Source organism: Streptomyces pilosus (assembly GCF_014649835.1).
GTDB classification, from domain to species: Bacteria; Actinomycetota; Actinomycetes; order Streptomycetales; family Streptomycetaceae; genus Streptomyces; species Streptomyces pilosus.
Window position 1 is genome coordinate 1 of sequence record NZ_BMTU01000023.1, and the last position, 16,938, is coordinate 16,938.

Annotated in this window: 15 protein-coding genes; 5 read left to right on the forward strand and 10 right to left on the reverse strand. The window is 70.7% G+C overall.

Translation table 11 applies throughout. The annotated features are described in order from the left end of the window. Positions 1-512 (forward strand): ATP-binding protein (locus tag IE118_RS32875; protein WP_189561761.1); only part of this gene is annotated, 512 nt, incomplete at its 5' end. Between the two features lie 347 nt (positions 513-859). On the opposite strand, the gene IE118_RS32880 is transcribed toward IE118_RS32875, so the two are convergent. Further along, entirely contained in the window at positions 860-1,675 is an 816-nt protein-coding gene (locus IE118_RS32880; RefSeq protein WP_189561762.1) for an SDR family NAD(P)-dependent oxidoreductase, read from the reverse strand. Positions 1,676-1,792: 117 nt separating this feature from the next. On the opposite strand from IE118_RS32880, the gene IE118_RS32885 reads away from it, so the two are divergent. Beyond that, a complete protein-coding gene (locus IE118_RS32885) occupies positions 1,793-2,392 on the forward strand; it encodes a TetR/AcrR family transcriptional regulator (RefSeq protein ID WP_189561763.1) in 600 nt (199 codons plus the stop codon). 510 nt (positions 2,393-2,902) lie between these two features. On the opposite strand, the gene IE118_RS32890 is transcribed toward IE118_RS32885, so the two are convergent. From IE118_RS32890 to IE118_RS32910, 5 genes are all read right to left on the reverse strand, one after another. Continuing rightward, entirely contained in the window at positions 2,903-3,817 is a 915-nt protein-coding gene (locus tag IE118_RS32890) for an NAD(+)/NADH kinase (protein ID WP_189561764.1), read from the reverse strand. Continuing rightward, the gene (locus tag IE118_RS32895; RefSeq protein WP_189561765.1) at positions 3,814-4,917 is read right to left on the reverse strand and encodes an SPFH domain-containing protein; all 1,104 of its coding nucleotides are present in this window, start codon (positions 4,915-4,917) and stop codon (positions 3,814-3,816) included. The genes IE118_RS32890 and IE118_RS32895 overlap by 4 nt, the downstream gene beginning before the upstream one ends. A 371-nt stretch (positions 4,918-5,288) precedes the next feature. Then, positions 5,289-5,642 (reverse strand): VOC family protein, encoded by a 354-nt coding sequence (locus tag IE118_RS32900; RefSeq protein WP_221345336.1) that lies wholly within the window; start codon positions 5,640-5,642, stop codon positions 5,289-5,291. Positions 5,643-5,783: 141 nt separating this feature from the next. Continuing rightward, the gene (locus tag IE118_RS32905; protein ID WP_189561767.1) at positions 5,784-6,353 is read right to left on the reverse strand and encodes a hypothetical protein; all 570 of its coding nucleotides are present in this window, start codon (positions 6,351-6,353) and stop codon (positions 5,784-5,786) included. 1,005 nt (positions 6,354-7,358) lie between these two features. Beyond that, the gene (locus IE118_RS32910) at positions 7,359-8,651 is read right to left on the reverse strand and encodes an MFS transporter (protein WP_268248991.1); all 1,293 of its coding nucleotides are present in this window, start codon (positions 8,649-8,651) and stop codon (positions 7,359-7,361) included. A 240-nt stretch (positions 8,652-8,891) separates the two neighbouring features. On the opposite strand from IE118_RS32910, the gene IE118_RS32915 reads away from it, so the two are divergent. Then, a complete protein-coding gene (locus IE118_RS32915) occupies positions 8,892-10,619 on the forward strand; it encodes an ATP-binding protein (RefSeq protein WP_189561769.1) in 1,728 nt (575 codons plus the stop codon). 160 nt (positions 10,620-10,779) lie between these two features. Here IE118_RS32915 and IE118_RS32920 read toward each other — a convergent pair whose 3' ends face one another. The 4 genes from IE118_RS32920 to IE118_RS32935 all read right to left on the reverse strand — a co-directional run bounded on the left by IE118_RS32920 (position 10,780) and on the right by IE118_RS32935 (position 14,785). Continuing rightward, positions 10,780-11,562 carry an SDR family oxidoreductase gene (locus IE118_RS32920; protein ID WP_189561770.1) on the reverse strand — a complete coding sequence of 261 codons (783 nt, stop codon included), beginning with the start codon at positions 11,560-11,562 and terminating at the stop codon, positions 10,780-10,782. Positions 11,563-11,633: 71 nt separating this feature from the next. Continuing rightward, on the reverse strand, positions 11,634-12,599 hold the full coding sequence (locus IE118_RS32925; RefSeq protein WP_189561771.1) for a DUF3500 domain-containing protein: 966 nt from the start codon (positions 12,597-12,599) through the stop codon (positions 11,634-11,636). A 123-nt stretch (positions 12,600-12,722) separates the two neighbouring features. Beyond that, positions 12,723-13,784, reverse strand: coding sequence for a Gfo/Idh/MocA family protein (locus IE118_RS32930; RefSeq protein WP_189561772.1), 1,062 nt, complete (start codon positions 13,782-13,784; stop codon positions 12,723-12,725). Beyond that, positions 13,781-14,785, reverse strand: coding sequence for an aminotransferase class IV (locus tag IE118_RS32935; protein WP_189561773.1), 1,005 nt, complete (start codon positions 14,783-14,785; stop codon positions 13,781-13,783). Before IE118_RS32935 ends, IE118_RS32930 begins: the two co-directional genes overlap by 4 nt. Positions 14,786-15,168: 383 nt before the next feature. Between IE118_RS32935 and IE118_RS32940 the strand changes: the two genes are divergently transcribed. Together IE118_RS32940 and IE118_RS32945 are read left to right on the forward strand one after the other, a co-directional pair. Beyond that, the gene (locus IE118_RS32940) at positions 15,169-15,948 is read left to right on the forward strand and encodes a transketolase (protein ID WP_189561774.1); all 780 of its coding nucleotides are present in this window, start codon (positions 15,169-15,171) and stop codon (positions 15,946-15,948) included. Positions 15,949-15,958: 10 nt separating this feature from the next. Beyond that, a complete protein-coding gene (locus IE118_RS32945; RefSeq protein WP_189561775.1) occupies positions 15,959-16,936 on the forward strand; it encodes a transketolase C-terminal domain-containing protein in 978 nt (325 codons plus the stop codon). Positions 16,937-16,938 lie beyond the last annotated feature (2 nt).

Consider the following 16,938-nt stretch of genomic DNA (forward strand, 5'->3'; position numbering starts at 1 on the left):
CCGCGCAGCTGACCGGCGCGGACCATCCGCCGCCGCTGGAGGCGCTGTGCGACGAGGTGCTATACATGCTCGGCCCGGGCGACCGGGACGACGACATCGCGCTGCTCGCCGCCCGCTTCGACGGAATCGCGCCCAACGACGTGGCGTACTGGTTCCTGGAGCCGGAGGACGCGGCCCCCGGCCGGGCCCGCCGCCTGGCCCGGCGGGCGCTGACCCGCTGGGGCATGGAGGAGCTGAGCGACTCCGTGGAGCTGCTGGTCAGCGAGGTGGTCACGAACGCGGTGCGGTACGCCACGCGGCCGGTCACGCTGCGACTGCTGCGCACGGACGTGCTGCGCTGCGAGGTCGGTGACGACGTGCCGCAGCTGCCGCGGCTGCGGCAGGCACGCGCCACGGACGAGGGAGGGCGCGGACTGTACCTGGTGAACCGGCTGGCCCGGCGCTGGGGCGCGACCCGGCTGAACGCGGGCAAGGTGGTCTGGTTCGAAATCGACCGGGGAAGCGCCGGCTGACGATCTCCGGAGCCGAGCAATTCACCTTCACGGACCTGCCCGTCCTGGCCAGTCGGCTTGGCCTCTCGAATCCCGCGGCGCCGCTCTCGCGCGAGCGCTCATGGCCGCTGACGCGCGACTACACGGCCGCCTTCTTCGACGCGCACCTGCGCGGCAAGGCACGCACCCTGCTCGACGGTCCCGCGGCCGACCGGCCAGAGGTCGAATTTCCCCTGATGTGACAGCAGATGCCAGGGCGGCCTGGTGGAGCGGGCGCCAACCGGCTCTCCTCGACGGGTGGCGCTGCCGGCGTCGGACCTGTCCGTCGCCCAGGCATGCCGGCACGTCAGGGGCGCCTGCCGGGCCGATCAGCCCGGAGCCAGACGGCTGAGGTGCTCCCAGGACCGGTACAGGTCGGCTTGAACCCGGTCCATCTCCAGTACGTGGTCGAAGGACTGGCTGCCGACGATCAGGCGCCGGGGCGGGTCGGCGAGCCGGGCCAACTCCATGAGGACCGGGGCGGCGGTCTCCGGCTCGGGGGCGACGGCGTCGCCCCACATCGCCTCCATCTCGGCACGCAGGTGCTGATACGGCGCCCGGGGTTCGGTGTTCGTGGTGCCGGCGGTGAACAGGCCGGTGTTGTAGCCGCCCATCTGAACGATGGTGACCTTGATGCCGAACCCTTCGACCTCCATGGCGAGCGCCTCGCTGACCGAGTCCAGCGCCGCCTTGCCCGCGCCGTAGAAGCCGACCGTTGCCATACCTCCGCCGCTGCCCATCGAGGTGACCTGCAGGAGGCGCCCCCCGCCCTGGGCGCGCAAGTGAGGCACGACCGCCTGGGCCACCCACACCGCGCCGAAGAAGTTCACATCCATGTGCGCTCGGATCTGCTCCTCCGTGGCTTCCTCCACCATGCCGTAAAGCAGCGCTCCGGCGTTGTTGACGACCACGTCGAGCCTTCCGAAGGCTGCTGCCGCCTGCTCCACGGCCCTGAAGACGCCCTGCCGGTCGGAGACATCCAACCGCAGCGGAACCAACCGGCCTGGGTGCTTTTCAGTGAGGTCCTCGATGGGGTCTACGTTGCGGGCGGCGGCCACCACCCGGTCGCCGTCCGCCAGGGCGGCCTCGGTGAACGCCCGGCCGAGCCCACGGGACGCACCGGTGATGAACCACACCTTGGTCATGCTGTCTCCCTTGCCTCATTCGAAACGAGTCGACTCGTTTCGTTTCAAGAGGATAGGAGAGCCACGCCAGGATCGCAATACGAGTCGTCTCGTTTAGTTTCCAGGTATGCTCGCCCCATGTCCCACCCCACGGGGCCGGATCACTCCCGGCGCAAGGAACGATCGCGGCAGGCCATCTTCGCCGCCACCCGGGCCCTCGTTGCGGAACAGCCGTACAGCGAGGTCACCGTCGGAGCCATCGCGGCCCGCGCCGGCGTCGGCAAACAGACGATCTACCGCCGCTGGCCCTCGAAGAGCGCCGTCGTCTTCGCGGCCCTCCTGGCCCTGAGCGAGAACCCGGACGGACAATCGCTCACCCTGCCGGACACGGGTGACCTCGCCGCAGACCTCAAGCTCGTCATGCGCGCCACAGCAGAGGAGTTCGCGGACCCTTCCTTCGACCGACTCATTCGTGCTCTCAACACCGAGATCACGCACGACCCGGCCCTCGCCGCCGAGTACCACACACGCCTTGCTCAGCCTTTGGAGGAGGCGAAGAGGGCGCGCCTGCGTAGCGCTCAGGAAGCAGGTCAGCTAGGCGCCGAGGCTGACCTGGACCTCGCCCTCGACGTGCTCTACGCACCGCTCTTCCAGCGGTGGCTGCACCGCAGCGGTCCACTCGACGCCGCCTACACGGACTCGCTCGTCGACGCGATGCTGCGCGCCTTCAGCCCTTGACAAGGTGGCGGGACGAAGCCGAGGGGCGCGATCCCGCACCTACCGCACCCTGCTCACGGCCGGGTCCCGCCGCGGCGCCCTTAGGACGACGGTTCCGCGCTGTCGACGCCGTAAGCCGCCGCCTACGAAAACGGGGGCGGACAGGCGGGGCGGGCCCGTCAGCGGAGAAGTGGCGGCGGGCGGTCCTGGCCCTGCGGCCGAGTCCCCGATGTGGGCTGCCGCGTCAGGCGGGGCGCTGGGGTCGCCCTTGCCCGGACTCGGGCGGAGGCTTCGGGAACCTTGGTCAAATCCGAGCGACCGAGACACGGCGCAGCAGGACGGCGGCGGCACGCGCATCGTTTCCCGGCTTCCCGGTCGGCGACCGGCTCGGCCGGTCCGGTCGTTGGGTGCGGGGCGGGATCACGGCGTTGGTGCGCGGCCGACGGTTGACAGGTGCCGGGAGCGGTCGTCGCACCAGTACTCGCCGACCCGCCCCCCGCCCTGCACCGCGCGATGAGGTCGTCGCTCTGGTCACCCCACCAGCCGGAGGCGCTGTGGGCATACCCCGATCCGGACCTGCTGGCCCCAGGTGAGCTCCACCGTGTCCGTCTCGATCCCGTCGCCGAAGGCGACGAGGCGCTCCGACTCGACGGTGAGCGTCAGACGGTCGTCCTCCACCAGCTCGCCCTCCACCAGCGAGGTGCCAGTAGTGGGGGAGGGCCACGCCTCCCGGACGAACCACACCAGCCGCTTCTCCGTGGGGTCGGGCAAGCGCGGGGCGTCGTCCGCCCTGGAGCCGCCCCGCTCCTGCCAGACCGATCGGATCCAGCCGGTGGCCCCAGTGCCGGTGCCCACCAGCACTCCGGAGGAAGCCTGGGCCTCGACGGCGCCCTGGTCGCCGGCCACGCTCAGACGGTAGCGGGAGGTCTGGTGGCTGGGGGCGCCCAGGTAGATCTCGTTGAGCGCCAACAGCCGCTGGGTGTCGTCGGCTACGGCCTCGACCATGGTGAGCTCGGTCGTGCCGGCGCCGGAGGCGAGCGCCGCCGCCAGGGCCTTCCGCGCGTCGGCGGGCCGGTGGCGGACCAGGACGCCCGGGTTACGGCCCGGCTCGGGGTCTATGCCCACCACCGGCTGGCCGGCCAGGTACTTGCTGACGTTCGCCACCAGTCCGTCCTGGCCGACGACGACCACCACGTCCTCGGGGGCGAACAGGAACCGGTCCAGGTCCGCCCGCTCCACTCGGGTCTGGCGCCAAGCGAGCGGAACGGCGGCTGTCACCTCAGCGAGAGCGCGTCTCGTACGCCGGTAACGCTCGACGATCTCGTCGATGGCACGGCCCCGTGAGGAAAGGAAGAAGGCGGCCTGGCCGTGCGTGCCGTGCCGGGAGAGCAACTCCTCGTACTCCGTGGTGCGGTGGACCAGTACGGCCCGCGGGGGCAGGCTCATCCCCGGTCCCCTCCACCGAGTCTCGACAGCAGGCCGGTCACGACGTCCGGCGAGACGGTCACGCTGTCGATGTGCGGAAGGTTCTCCGCGAGCCTCGTTCCGGTGAGCGCGTGCAGCACCTCCACATCCACCTCGCCGTGCACGCGCAACCAGGCCGCCTGCGCCTGCGCCCGCGCCTCGCCGACCTCGCGCGCCGCTTCCGCCTCGGCTTGGGCGAGCTGGACCGTGCGCGCCGCCTCCGCCCGCGCCAGCCGCTCGGTGCGTTGCGCCTCAGCCTCGGCCAGTTTCACCGAGCCTGTGGCCTCCGCCTCCGCGAGCCGCACGGAACGCGTGGCCTCCGCCTCCGCCCGTACCTTGTCCGCGGCCGCGTTCTCCTCCGCCTCGCGCCGGGTGTTCGTACCCCGCTGCTCGACCAGCTGCTCCTCGCGGCGGGCCAGTTCGATCTTGCTTGACAGCTCGTTCTCCGCGATCGTCCGCTCCCGTTCGACCGCCACCGCCCGCCTCTCATAGGTGGCCCGGTCGGCCTCCTGCTGTATCTGCTCACGCGCGGGAGTGCGCAACGCACGCTCCACCTCCGGTTCGGGGCGCAGTGCGACTACCCGGACGGCCACGACCTCGATACCGGTGGCCGGCAGCCGCGGTTCGGCAGCCAGTCCCACTGCGACCCGTTCCCGTACCGCCGTCACACCGTCCGTCAGCGCCGACGCCAGCGACGTGTGGGCGAGGACGTCCAACGCGTGCTGCTGCGCCGCTTCCGTCAGCAGCGTGCCGAGCTGCTCCAGCGGTGCACCACGCCAGACCCCCGTGTCCGGATCGATGGAGAAATCCAGGCGAGCGGAGGCTACGGCAGGGTCGCTGATCCGGTACGTCACCGTGGCCTGCACCGTCACGTCCTGGAAGTCAGCCGTCCGGGCGTGGAAGGTCATGGCCAGCTCCCTGTCGTCGACCGGCACTTCGGAGAGCGCGGCGCTCAGTGAGCGGAACCAGAAGCTGAGCCCCGGTCCGTCGTGCACCAGTTTGCCCGAACGGTGGTGGCGCACATGTGCCGTGGGAGCACCGCGCAGGTGGCGCCAGCCCAGGCGTCGGGTGATGTCGGCCATGCGGACCCTCCTCGATTCTCGTCACTATGACGACAAGCGAAAGATAGGGGGCGCCCCCTCTTGTCGTCAAGTAGACGACAAAGGGGTAGTCGCTGCCCCGATCGGAGCGGGGCAGCAGACGGCTGGAAGGGCGGACGGTCCCACACGGGATCCCACGTCGCCCTAGTGATCACTGATCGGACGAGCATCTCCGATCAACTGATCAGCCCATCGAAGAGGCAGGCGCACCATGCCCAGGGTGCGGAACGCCTGCGTGGGAGCAGGCGTCGCCGACGGGCGCCGGTCACGCGATCATCCCCCGGTGCGCTGCCCCGGCCGCTCCACGGCGATTTCGGCGGGGAGGCCGGTATCTGCTTCGACAGCCGCCGCCCTCAGCTCTTCCGCTCGCTCAGGACGCAGAATTCGTTGCCCTCCGGGTCGAGAAGCGTGACCCAGTGCTGCTCGTCCTGCACGGTGTCGGCGCGCCGGGCACCGAGGGAGAGCAGCCGGGCGACCTCGGCCTCCTGGTCGTTGGGGCGGAAGTCGGGGTGGAGCCGGTTCTTCGACGTCTTGCCCTCAGGGACAGGTACGAAAAGGAGTCCCGGCATCTGGTCCGGCTCGCGCCGTATCTCGATGATCTCCTCGGATTCGTCGACCACTACCCAGCCGAGAGCCTTGGCCCACCAGCGCCCGAGAGCGATGGGGTCGGCGGAGTCAACGATGATCTGTTCCCATTCCAGTGCCATGGGCCTGAGCATAGATAGGCCAGCATGACCAGCGCGGCCAGCCTTCGTCCGGACGAACTCGTCAGCCACGTTTCAAGCTGCCGGCTGTCGGTCTTCGACTGGGGGAGCTTGTATCACCACCCCGGACGACACGGGGTCCCTTTAGTTCGGCTGCTCGTATGCGTCGATCGTCCCGTCTCCGTTGTTGTCGTGCATGTAGGTGTATGCATCGCTGTAATTGTGCATATAGCGCATACATGTGCCCTCGGCGCGCAGTTCGGCCTCGCCGGTGTACGAGTTGAGGTGAAGGGTTACCCGGATGCCGTCGTCGAGGGTGGCGGCGATGCCGTTGTCGACCTTCTCGACGGTGCGGCCCTCCTCACGCCAAGTGGCTCGAAGGGACGCCAGCGCCGCGCGGTAGTCGTCGTCGCCGGCGAAGTCCACCTCCCAGGTGAAGATCGGCTGGTCCCGGCTGACGCCGGTGTCGTCGAAGCCGAAGTCGTCCACGCACGAGGTACTGCCCTCCTGGGATGCGTACGGCTCCTCGGTTGGTGCCGGGGACAGCGCGCGGTATGCATCCTCGCCGGCCCGGGTGGTAGCCCGGACATGGTCACGGAGCTCCTCGATGCCGTGAATGGGCCCGCCGTGCATCGTCTGGCATGCCTTGGCCGTCAGCCCGAGGAGAGCCACCAGGGCGACACCGAGCACGGGGATCACGATCTTCGACTTCATGCTGTTGATCAAAGCCGCCGGGGCGGGACGCGGGGGAGCGCTCTGTTACTCAGTCTGTCTGAGCTGCAGCACCCAGACCGGCGTCCGGTCACTATGGGGAGCTTGTCGTACGTGCCGTCCGAGCGCGGGTGCAGCAGACTCCGGTCAGGAGCACCGCACGACGTCGACTCGATACCGGCCGAGCACCACCGCCTGCAGGAAGGCGGCACGTCCGTCCTCGATCCCGTCGGTACTCCACGATCGTCGGGTGGCAGTGCCCAGGTTTTACCTGGTGAAGTGGTGGGGTGGTTCCGGCCGGCGCCGGTGGCAGGGGTGCGAGCACTACCTGCAGATCAACGACGGGGAAGTCGCCTTCGGTGACACGGGCCGTCGGTGCGGCCGTGGTCGAACCGCGGAGCGCCGCCGCCATCAGCGGCCGGGATGCCGAGGACGGCTGACGGCGCCGCAGTACTCGTTTCACCGTGACGCCCTGGAGGCAGGTCGATGTTCACGGACATATCGTGTCGGGTTTGATCTTATATGCCCGATACCTTATGAGATGTGTTGGGCCAGGTCGGCGTCAGGTCGGCGTGGGGAGGTAAGACCGGAAGGGGCGTTGACCGCCGTGGTTCCGCAGGTCCGCCCTTAGCGATTTCTCGGTCGTATGCCAGTTGCGTGAGCGACAGCGGCGGTTCTGGACTGGGTCGGGTCGGGCCGAGGTTCGGGTCAGGATGGGATTTCGTCATTCGTGTGCACTGAGGACCGGGCTTGTCCGCTTCATCCGCTGAGAGATGTGCAGGTGGTGCACGGACATCAAAGCGAAGGACGGCATCCACAGCGTGGTCCGCAACCGACCGCGCACCGACGGTTCACCGAGTGGAGCCGGGCCCGGGTGGGGGGGCAAGCTCCACCGCCTGGTCGAGACATGACCGGCCCCAACAGCTCAGCCTTCTCTCCAGGCCGTGTGACATTGCAGCACCTCCCGATGTCGGCCGACGAACGGCCGGCATCCGACGAGATGACCTCCTACTGCGATGCGTTCGTCTTGTCGGTGGGCTGGACGACGTCTCCGCGCGGGGTGGCGGTCCGGGTCTGGAACGACCACAGGACGTACAGGGCCAGGCCGTAGCCGAGGAGTTGGACGCAGAGGTAGGTTCCGGTCCCTCCGCTCTCGACGACGGGGAACAGCAGCAGAGGCGCGACGAACATACCGAGGCCGTGCGCGAGCGATGTGGCGGCGGCGTAGCTCTCCACCGCCCCGGGCGGAGCGGTGCGGGTGACGAGTGGCTGGACGCTGGGGGCGATGAGGCACTGCCCGACGGCGAAGACGAGGCCGTACAGGACGCCCAGTAGCAGTTGTCCGCGCGGCGCGGGAACCAGGAGGGCGCCGGTCTGGAAGGCCAGCGCCACCATCCAGGACAGGACGGCCACGCACAGGGCGCCGGTGTAGCCGACACGTTCGACGACACGCAGCGCGAGCCCTTGGAAAGCGATGATCCCGGCGGTGTTGCACGCGATGACGACGCTGATCGCCACCACGGAGAAGTGCGCGTCGCGCATCACGGCGGGTACGACGGACTCGAACTGGCCGAGCCCGAAGATCACGAAGACCGACTGGAGCACCAGCAGGCGCAGGAACACCGGATCGCGCAGGGCGGCGAAGCGCCTGCCCCGCGCGGGGGCGGCTTCGGCCCCGGCGGTGCCGGACGCCGTACCCCGCAGCTCCGCCCGGGTCCGCCCGAAATGGACGAGAACCACTCCGTACGCGAGGTAGCTGGCGGCGTTGGCCGCGAGGCACAGGGTGTAGCCATCGGTACCGAGCCACTGGACGGCCTGGCCGCCCAGCAGAGCACCGGCCGTCATCATCAGCGCGGACACGCGGTGCTGCCCGGACAGGACACGGCTGAGCGCGGCGTCCCCGAACGTCTTGGTCAGCAACGGGGTCTGGACCGCGTAGTAGATGCCCGTGCCCGCACCCGACAGGCAAGCGGCGGGAACCGTGGCCGCCATCGCGTCCGCCGTCGTGAGCCAGGTGGCGCCCGCGGCCTGGAAGACCGTGGCGGCGACGGCGGTCGGGCCAGGGCCCCGGACGCGGCCGATCCAGGCGGCGAACGGGTTGACCACGAGCCCGGAGAGCGCGAACAGGGCGAAGTAGAGGGAGACGCCCGAGGTGGACACGCGCAGCGTCTCTCTCAAGTAGGCCACGATGAGGGGGAGTACCAGACCGCTGCCAAATGCGGTGGCGCCCCAGCCGGTCAGGAACCACCGGTAGCCGGCCGGCGTCGCCCGTGTGGATAAGGGCCCGGGAGCAGAGGGCATGCCGAGATGTCCAAGCGGAGGCAGAAGGGAACAACTGCGATTGTATCTACCCCGTTTGATGGAACGTCAGTCCTGTGTCATCAGATGTCGGGAGAACACCTAAGACGCGTGAGTGAACGGATAAAGACTGACCGGGAGGGTAGCAGGACGCCATAGCGACTCGGCGCCAGCGGGAGAGGCATGAGTGAGCAACTGCGTACACGTTCCCACCAGGGCTTACGGATGCGGGTTTTCGGAACGATGACCGCCTTACACGGGGCACGGGAGCTGTCGCTGGGACCCCCGCGCCACCGGGCGCTTCTGGGCCTCTTGACGGTCCGGCTGAACCAGGTCGTCCCCGTGCCCCAACTCATCGAGGAGCTGTGGGGCGACCGTCCTCCCCGACGCCCGACTGCAGCCCTGCACACCTACATCTCCCACATCCGCCGCGCGCTCAGCAGCGGCGCCGGGCCGGAAGGACCGTCCATGCTGGTGCGCTACCAGGCGCCCGGCTATGTCCTCGCCCTCGACCCGGACCAGGTCGACGCCTACCGGTTCGAGTCCCTGCTGCTCCAAGCGCGGCGCGACCTGGCGGCCGGGGACCACCGGATGGCGCAGGACCGGCTCAGCGACGCCCTGAAGTCATGGCGGGGCACCGCCTACCTGGATCTGGTCGACTACGCGCCGATGGCCGAGGAGAGCGCCCGGTTGGAGCAAGCGCGGCTGACCGCTGTGGAGCTGCACGCCGAGGCGTCCCTCGCTCTCGGTGAGAACGACACCGTCGTGGCGCGGCTCCATCCCGAGGCCCAGCGCTACCCGACGCGTGAGTGCCTGATCGGGTATCTGATGACCGCTCTGTACCGGCTGGGCCGACAGGCCGACGCCCTGTGGCTGTTCGAGCGGACGCGGGCGCAGCTGGCGGAGGAGCTGGGTGTGGACGCCGGCGCCGACCTCCAGCGGATCCACGCCGCCATCCTGCGCCAGGAGCTGCCGTTCGGCGACCGCTCCGCCACGCGTACGGACGTGATCACGGGCGAGGACCGGACCGGCGGGACGGCCTCCCCGCAGCCCGAGGCCCCCGCGGACGGCGACCACAAGGACACGACGGCGCGGACCGGGCCGGCTCCCGCTGGGCTCGGCACGCCCCGGGTCGCGTTCCTGGACACCGCGGGCGTCACGTACGGCATCGCCGTTCCGCGGGCTCCCGAGGTGCCCCGCACCTTGACATCGTTACCATTCGTCGGCCGCACCTACGAGCTGGCCGTTCTCGGCGCCTGGGCGGACGCCGCCCTCTCCGGCGAGGGCGGTCTGGTCGCGGTGACGGGTCGGTCCGGGATCGGCAAGACCGAGTTGACGGTCGAGGTCACGCGTGGCGTGCGGGACGCCGGGCAGGAAGTGGTCAGCGTCTCCTGCCGCGACCAGGACGGTCCGGCGTACGGGGTATGGGCGCGGATACTGCGGGAGCTCTCCCGCACGCGCCCCGAGGAGTTCGGCGCGGTCAGCGCTCGCTACAGCCGTCTGCTCAGCGGCCTGTTGTCCGACGCGCCGTCGGACACGGCGGCGCAGGACGTGCAACCGCTCCTTCGGGCGCCCTTCCTGGTCGAGGACGCGGTGTGCGCGATCCTTGTGGCCCTGGCCCGGCAGAAGCCGTTCCTGCTGGTGCTGGACGACCTCCAGGAGGCCGACCACCCCTCCTTGAGCCTGCTGTACCTGCTCACGTGCCGCTTGCCCGAGGTGCCGCTCGGCGTGCTGGTGACCAGCGCCGACCCGGACCCGGCGTCCGACGGCACGCCTCCCACCGCACTGGACCATCTGCTGAGCAGCGCCCGTACGTTGACCCTGCGGCTGGGCGGCCTCTCCGAGCAGGCGGTCGCCGCGCTGGTGGCCACGCACGTCGACGCGGAGGTCGACGCGGAGGCGGCGCTCGCACTGCACAAGCACAGCGGGGGCAGCCCGGACGCTCTGCGTCGGTTGCTGTCGCTGGCATGAGGACGCCCGCGCCCGGGGCGTGCCACTCGATTCGCTGGGGACGTTCGCGGCACGGGCCGGCACAGCGGGCGCGGGCCGGCCCTCTGGCCTCCGCGCCGACGTGGCGGTGAGGGCGACCAGCGGGGCCGGTACGTACGTCCCGGTCGGCGATCCGGCGGTGTCAGACCACGGGCGAGGCGCCACCGTCCATGTTGATCGCCGTGCCGGTCGTGAATGCCGCCCGGTCCGAGCACAGGAAGCAGGCCATGGCGGCGAACTCCTCGGCCCTGCCCATGCGGCCGACCGGGATGTCGGTCCCGGCCCTGGCGACGTAGTCCTCGAACGACAGGTCCGTTTCCTCGGCTTCGTAGCGTCGCACGATCTGGTCCGACACGATCCGCCCGGCGAGCAGCGCGTTGACCAGGATGCCGTGCGGGGCGCCCTCACCCGCGAGGACCTTCGTCAGCGCCATGCCGGCTGCTCGGGACACCACCGTGGGGGCGCCGTTGGCCTGCGGTGTCTTGGCCCCGGTGTTGAGCACGTTGATGATCCGGCCCCATCTCCGCTGCTTCATGCCGGGCCAGACGAGCCGGGCGAAGCGGATCGCCGCGAAGAGCTTCAGGTCCAGGTCCTCCTGCCAGATGTCATCGGTGATCTGGTCCGACGGCATGGACCGGGTCTGGCCGGCGTTGTTGACCAGGATGTCGATCCGTCCGAACGCGCCGACCACCGCGTCGTGGGCTTCCTGGATGCTCGCGGCCTCGGAGACGTCGCAGCTGAAGGTCTCGACCCGTCCGCGGGCACCGGCCGAGACCACTGCCTTGGCTTCGGCGAGGGTGCCGGGACGGCGGGCCAGGAGGGCCACGTCGGCGCCGGAGGCGGCGAACTCCTGGGCCATCGCGAGCCCGAGCCCCTTGCTGGCACCTGTGATCACGGCGGTGCGGCCGTCCAAGCGGACTTCCATCGGTTTCCTCTCGTGCGGTGGCGACCCGGCCGGTGGGGGCAGCAGGCGCATGCCCTCCGGCTGCGGGCTCGTCAGTCGGTGCGGACGTTCCCGGGGGCCGCGGCGTGCCGAGACGCGTCGCAGCCCGCGGCGAGGAGGCTTTCGCCGAAGTCGTGCGCGGGGCGGCGCCAGACGGAGTGGATGTGGTTGGCCTCGTTGAAGGTGTTGTCGTACTCGATGAGCAGGTGCGGGCCCTGGATGCGGTAGTAGTGGCCGTCTCCGCGGCGCACCGAGCCCTCCCAGGAGAAGTGCAGGCGTTCCTGGTCGATCTGCGCGAACTCGTGGTCGGCGAGTTCGTGCCTGAGCCGGTCGAGGTAGAGGCGGACGAGGTCGGTCAGCAGCTCACCGGCGGGCTTGTCGAGTTGAGCCGGTGTCACGCCGACCGGTTCCGGGGGGACGAGGCGCGGGGAGTTGCTGCTGCGGATGTCCTGTGGCGTCAGGTCCGACACGACGGCGAGGCGGCGGGCGGCGGGGCCCATGCGTTCGAGGAGTTCGCGGGCGAGTTCCTCCTCGAGCTGCAACGGCTGGCTGACGACGCGGCTGCGGTAGGTGACGCGGGCCGGGTTCGCGCCGAGGAAGAACGGCGTCACCGAGACGCGGCCGTCGGCGACGACGAGGTTCACCGACAGGTGGTGGCCTTCGATCCGCCACCCCCACGGCTCGTCGCCGTCCGGGGTGCCGAAGAGGACCGTCCAGTAGTCGCCGCTGTGGCGGTCGCGGTGCCCGCCCTCCTGGCGGTCGAGGACGTCCTCCAGCGCCATGACGGTCGCGGCCTGCGCGTAGGTGTGAGGGCTGAGTACCGTGGCGAGCATGCCGTGCACCGCCTTGCGCTGGTCCCGCCCGAGATCGCCGAGCGCCAGGCCGGGGCGTGGGCCGGGTGCGTACCCCCAGCGGTGCCGGATACCGTCGTCGGTGACCGGGCGCACCGCGAGTTCGAGCTCGTCGGCGGTCAGCAGTGTGATGAACCGACGCGTGGCGTCGGTGACGTCGTTCAGCACGTCTCGATCTCCCCTTCACTCGCTTCCGGGCATGTGCTTCGCCTCGTTCGTCCGCGCGTGCTCGCGGTCGGCCCGGCGGTGGACGCCGGCTGCCGGCCGGCGTCCACCGCCGGGCGGGCCGGCTCAGCCCGCCGGCGCGGACAGCGCGGGTACGGCCGCCTCGTGCCGGGCCGCGCGGTAGATGTCCTGGAGCAGGATCAGGGTGTCCAGTCCGGCCCGGTCGTCGGCGACCATCCGGTGCCCGTCGCGTACGGCCGCCGCGAAGTCCGCGATCTGCGAGCGGTGGGAGATGCCGTAGTAGCCGATGCCGGGCGGGGCCTGCTCCACCTCCGCCGAGGTGAGCGCTGCCGCTGCCGCGCGCAGTTCCTCGTTGCCGTCCGCCAGGTGCAGGGTTCCGGGGTGGTCGAGGTCGAAGAGCACCGACCCCCGGGTGCCGACGAGTTCCACGCGGGTGCGCCAGGTGATGCTGCCGGCCACGGTGACCTGGTAGGTCACGAGCGCGCCCTGCGGGCCGCGCAGCAGCGCCGCGAGGGTGTCCTCGGTCTCCATGCCGCCCCGCGGAGCCGTGTGTCCGGCGGCCGCGCCGACCACCGCGAGCCCCCCGGTCAGCCAGCGGGTCACGTCGAGCGCGTGATAGCCCTGGTTGACCATGGCCGAGCCGCCCTCACCCGCGTAGGTGCCGCGCCAGTCGCTGCCCGCGTAGTACGCGTCGTCGCGGCCGCACTGGAGGCTGACCACGCCCGAGACGAGACTGCCGAGCAAGCCGGCCCCGAGCCAGTCCCGGACGGCGGTGACGACGCGGTCGTAGCGGTGCTGGGAGACGACCGACAGGACCCGTCCGGTGCGCTCGGCGAGCGACGTCAGGGCCATGCCGTCCTCGACGCTCAGGGCGAGAGGCTTCTCCACGAGCACGTGCTTGCCCGCTTCGAGCGCCGCCGCGACCAGCCCGTGGTGCGTGGCGTGTCCGGTCACGACGGAGACGCTGTCCACCTCGGGGTCGGCGAGCACCTCGCCGACGTCCGTCGTGACGCGCGGCAGGCCGTACTCACGAGCCAGCGACTGCGCGGCGGTCGCATCGCGGTCGCAGGCCCAGCGCAACTCCACGTGGGGCAGGGCGGAGAAGCCGTCGACGTGGTTGGGGGCGACACGGCCGCAGCCGACGACGGCATGGACGAGAGGCCTCATGCGGTACTCCTCGCATGGCTCGAAGCAGTGAGGGACGGGGGTGACGGTGCGCCGGCCGCCCGGTCGAGGTGCACCGGGGTCAGCCATTCGTCGTGGTCGCCGGTCACGGCGCGTACGGTGTCGTGGTAGCGGGACTCGATGGCCCGCGTGATCTCGCCCGCCGTCCTGCCGTCGCCGACGGGAAAGCCGTCCACCTCGACGGCGGGCAGCACTTCGGCCGAGGTGCCCATGAGGAAGACCTCGTCGGCGAGGTACAGCTCGGTGCGCTCGACCGGCCTGGTCTCCACGTCGAGACCGAGCTCTTCCCGGGCCAGCTGGACGAGGGTGCGCCGGGTGATGCTGTCCAGCACCCCGTCGGACAGGGGAGGGGTGATCAGTCGACCGCGTTTGACCAGGGCGATGCACGCCCCCGACGACTCGGTGATGTGGCCACTGGCGTTGAGAAAGACCGGCCAGTCGGCCCCGCGTGCGAGGGCGTCGATGTTGCCGAGCCGGCCGTTGTGGTAGTTGGAGAACACCTTCATCGACGCCGGTGAGGCACCGGGGTGGAAACGGGGCCACGAGCTGACCGCGAGCGTGCAGGTACGGCCCTGGCCCAGTTTGCTCTCGAACTCCCAGGTCTCGATGGCGATCTCGGCCGGGGTGCCGCGCGGCACCATCTGCTGGCGGTGCGTTCCGGCGGCGAAGCCCCAAGGGCGAATGTGCAGGTCCTTGCCCGGAGCCTGCCAGGACGCCAGGAGTTCGACCGTCGCGCCGACGAGCGCGTCCGCGTCGAACGCGGACTCCATCCAGCTCATCCGCAGCGAGTCGAGCAGACGCTGCATGTGCTCGCGCAACCGGAAGCCGTGGAGCATCTCCCGCGTACTGCTCCAGTAGGCGTGGACGCCTTCGAACGCCGCCGAGACCGAGGCATGTCCCACCGAAGAGATGTGGACGGTGGCCTCCTCCCACGGCATGAAGACGCCGTCGCGCCAGATCAGCCGCCCGTAGCCAGCAGACATGGATGTTCCTTTCCAGAAGGACCGGGACAGAGGACGTGACTCAATTCCTGGCACATGCCGATCGATTCGCATCGGACCTGTGGTGATCATCGACGCCGTGACCCATGGAAACACGGTGGCCAGGGGCTGTCCACGTTTTCAGGGCGCCGGCAATGCTTCCTTTAGATGAGGTATAGGTCGACGTTTAGAGCGCATTTACATCGCTGGCGACCGGGCGATCCGGTCTGCTACAAAAATGTGGCACGTTCCTTTCGGACCCCGAGAGCTGACCCACGGCATTCCGCACGGAACCTGTGGCGGCTTTCCTGTTCCCGTAATCCGAACGGCTCCCCCCTGCGTTTATCCGGCACATTCCGACCCCGTTCTCGCGAGGAGTTCTCCTTATGTCGAACGCGGACGAACTGGCCAGGCGGGCCCGACTCCGCGTCGTCGAACTGGCGGCTCGCAAGGCCATCCACCTGGGTCCCGCGCTTTCCCTGATCGACGTGCTGGCCGCGCTCTACACCCGGGTCCTGCGTCACGACCCGGCCCGCCCCGACTGGCCCGGCCGTGACCTGCTCGTCCTCAGCAAGGGCCACGGCGCCTACGGCCTGTACGCCGTGCTCGCCGAACTGGGCGTGCTGACCGCCGAACTGGACGACCTCCCGGGGCACCCGTCGGACGGCATCCCCGGGGTCGAGGCGGCCACCGGGGCGCTGGGCCACGGCCTGTCCCTGGCGAGCGGACTGGCGCTGGGCGCGCGGCTCGCGGGCAGCGACCGCCGGGTCTACGTGGTCACGGGCGACGGCGAACTCGACGAGGGCAGCAACTGGGAGGCGGCCCAGTTCGCCGCCCACCACCAGCTCGGCAACCTCGTGGCCGTCGTCGACCGCAACCGCCTCCAGCAGGAGGGCGACACGGAAGACGTCTGCGCGCTGGAACCCCTGGCGGACAAGTGGCGCGCCTTCGGCTGGCGGGTCGGTGAGAGCGACGGCCACGACGTCGCGGCCGTCGCCGAGGCCGTCACCGCGCTGGCAGCCGGGCCCGGGCCGGCGGTGCTGATCGCCCACACCACCAAGGGCAAGGGCGTCCCCTTCGCGGAGGGTGACCCCGCCTGGCACATGGGAGAGCTGGACGCCGCCCAGCACCACACCGCCGTCGCCGCACTGACCGCGAAGGCGTGAGGAGAACGCCATGACCACACCATCCATCGCGCCACGGCCCGCATCCGCCGCACCGCTGAGCATGCGCGCCGCGCTCGCCCCGGTACTGGCCGACGCCGTGGCCGCGGACCCCGGCCTGATCACCGTGGGCGCGGACGGACGGGCCCTGTTCGGCCAGGTCATCGAGCGGGACCCACGCCGCTACGTGGACGTGGGCATCGCCGAGGCCAACATGGTCGGCGTCGCCGCGGGCCTGGCCCGCGCCGGCCTGCGCCCGGTGGCCGCCGCCATGGCGCCGTTCCTGGTACGCCGGGCCTACGAGCAGATCCGGCTGGACGTGTGCGTGCCCGGCCTGCCCGTGGTCCTGCTCGGCGTGGGCGGTGGCCTCGGCTACGGCCCGCTCGGCCCCACCCACCACGCCACGGACGACATCACCCTGATGTCGGCCATGCCCGGCATGGAGGTGTACTGCCCTGCCGACGCCGCCGACGCCGTCCGCGTGGTGCGGACGGTGCTGGCCGGCACCCCCGGACCGGCCTACGTACGGTTGTCGGCGCGCCCTGATCCCGTGCTGTCGCCGGTGGCTTCGGAGGGTGACCCGCGCCGACCCCGGCTGCTGCGGGACGGCGACGACGTCCTGATCCTGGCGGCCGGACGGTGCGTGGCCGAGGCGCTGGACGCCGCCGACGGGCTGGCAGCGGACGGCGTGGCGGCGGCCGTCGCCTCGGTGACCGCCCTGCGCCCCTTTCCCGCCGCCGCGGTCCGGGAGCTCGTCGGCCGTCGGCCGCTGGTCGTGACCGTGGCGGAGTCCCTGCCGCCGGGCGGCCTCGGCCCGTGCACGGCGGAGGCGCTCGGCAGCCGTGGGCCGGCGCTGATCAGCCTGCACACCGACCACCGGTACCCCCCGGTCGCCGCCCACCAGGACCTTCTCCGTTTCTACGGCGTCGATGGCCGAAGCATCCGGTCCGCCGTACTGAGCCACCTCAACCGGAAGACGAGGGAAGCGTGACG

Bases quoted from the DNA above. Each gene is read 5' to 3' on its own strand.
- IE118_RS32945 (WP_189561775.1), top strand. From the start codon at position 15,959: ATGACCACACCATCCATCGCGCCACGGCCCGCATCCGCCGCACCGCTG.
- IE118_RS32940 (WP_189561774.1), top strand. From the start codon at position 15,169: ATGTCGAACGCGGACGAACTGGCCAGGCGGGCCCGACTCCGCGTCGTC.
- IE118_RS32885 (WP_189561763.1), top strand. From the start codon at position 1,793: ATGTCCCACCCCACGGGGCCGGATCACTCCCGGCGCAAGGAACGATCG.
- IE118_RS32910 (WP_268248991.1), bottom strand. From the start codon at position 8,651: ATGCCCTCTGCTCCCGGGCCCTTATCCACACGGGCGACGCCGGCCGGC.
- IE118_RS32930 (WP_189561772.1), bottom strand. From the start codon at position 13,784: ATGAGGCCTCTCGTCCATGCCGTCGTCGGCTGCGGCCGTGTCGCCCCC.
- IE118_RS32895 (WP_189561765.1), bottom strand. From the start codon at position 4,917: ATGGCCGACATCACCCGACGCCTGGGCTGGCGCCACCTGCGCGGTGCT.
- IE118_RS32935 (WP_189561773.1), bottom strand. From the start codon at position 14,785: ATGTCTGCTGGCTACGGGCGGCTGATCTGGCGCGACGGCGTCTTCATG.
- IE118_RS32880 (WP_189561762.1), bottom strand. From the start codon at position 1,675: ATGACCAAGGTGTGGTTCATCACCGGTGCGTCCCGTGGGCTCGGCCGG.
- IE118_RS32920 (WP_189561770.1), bottom strand. From the start codon at position 11,562: ATGGAAGTCCGCTTGGACGGCCGCACCGCCGTGATCACAGGTGCCAGC.
- IE118_RS32915 (WP_189561769.1), top strand. From the start codon at position 8,892: ATGACCGCCTTACACGGGGCACGGGAGCTGTCGCTGGGACCCCCGCGC.
- IE118_RS32900 (WP_221345336.1), bottom strand. From the start codon at position 5,642: ATGGCACTGGAATGGGAACAGATCATCGTTGACTCCGCCGACCCCATC.
- IE118_RS32905 (WP_189561767.1), bottom strand. From the start codon at position 6,353: ATGAAGTCGAAGATCGTGATCCCCGTGCTCGGTGTCGCCCTGGTGGCT.
- IE118_RS32890 (WP_189561764.1), bottom strand. From the start codon at position 3,817: ATGAGCCTGCCCCCGCGGGCCGTACTGGTCCACCGCACCACGGAGTAC.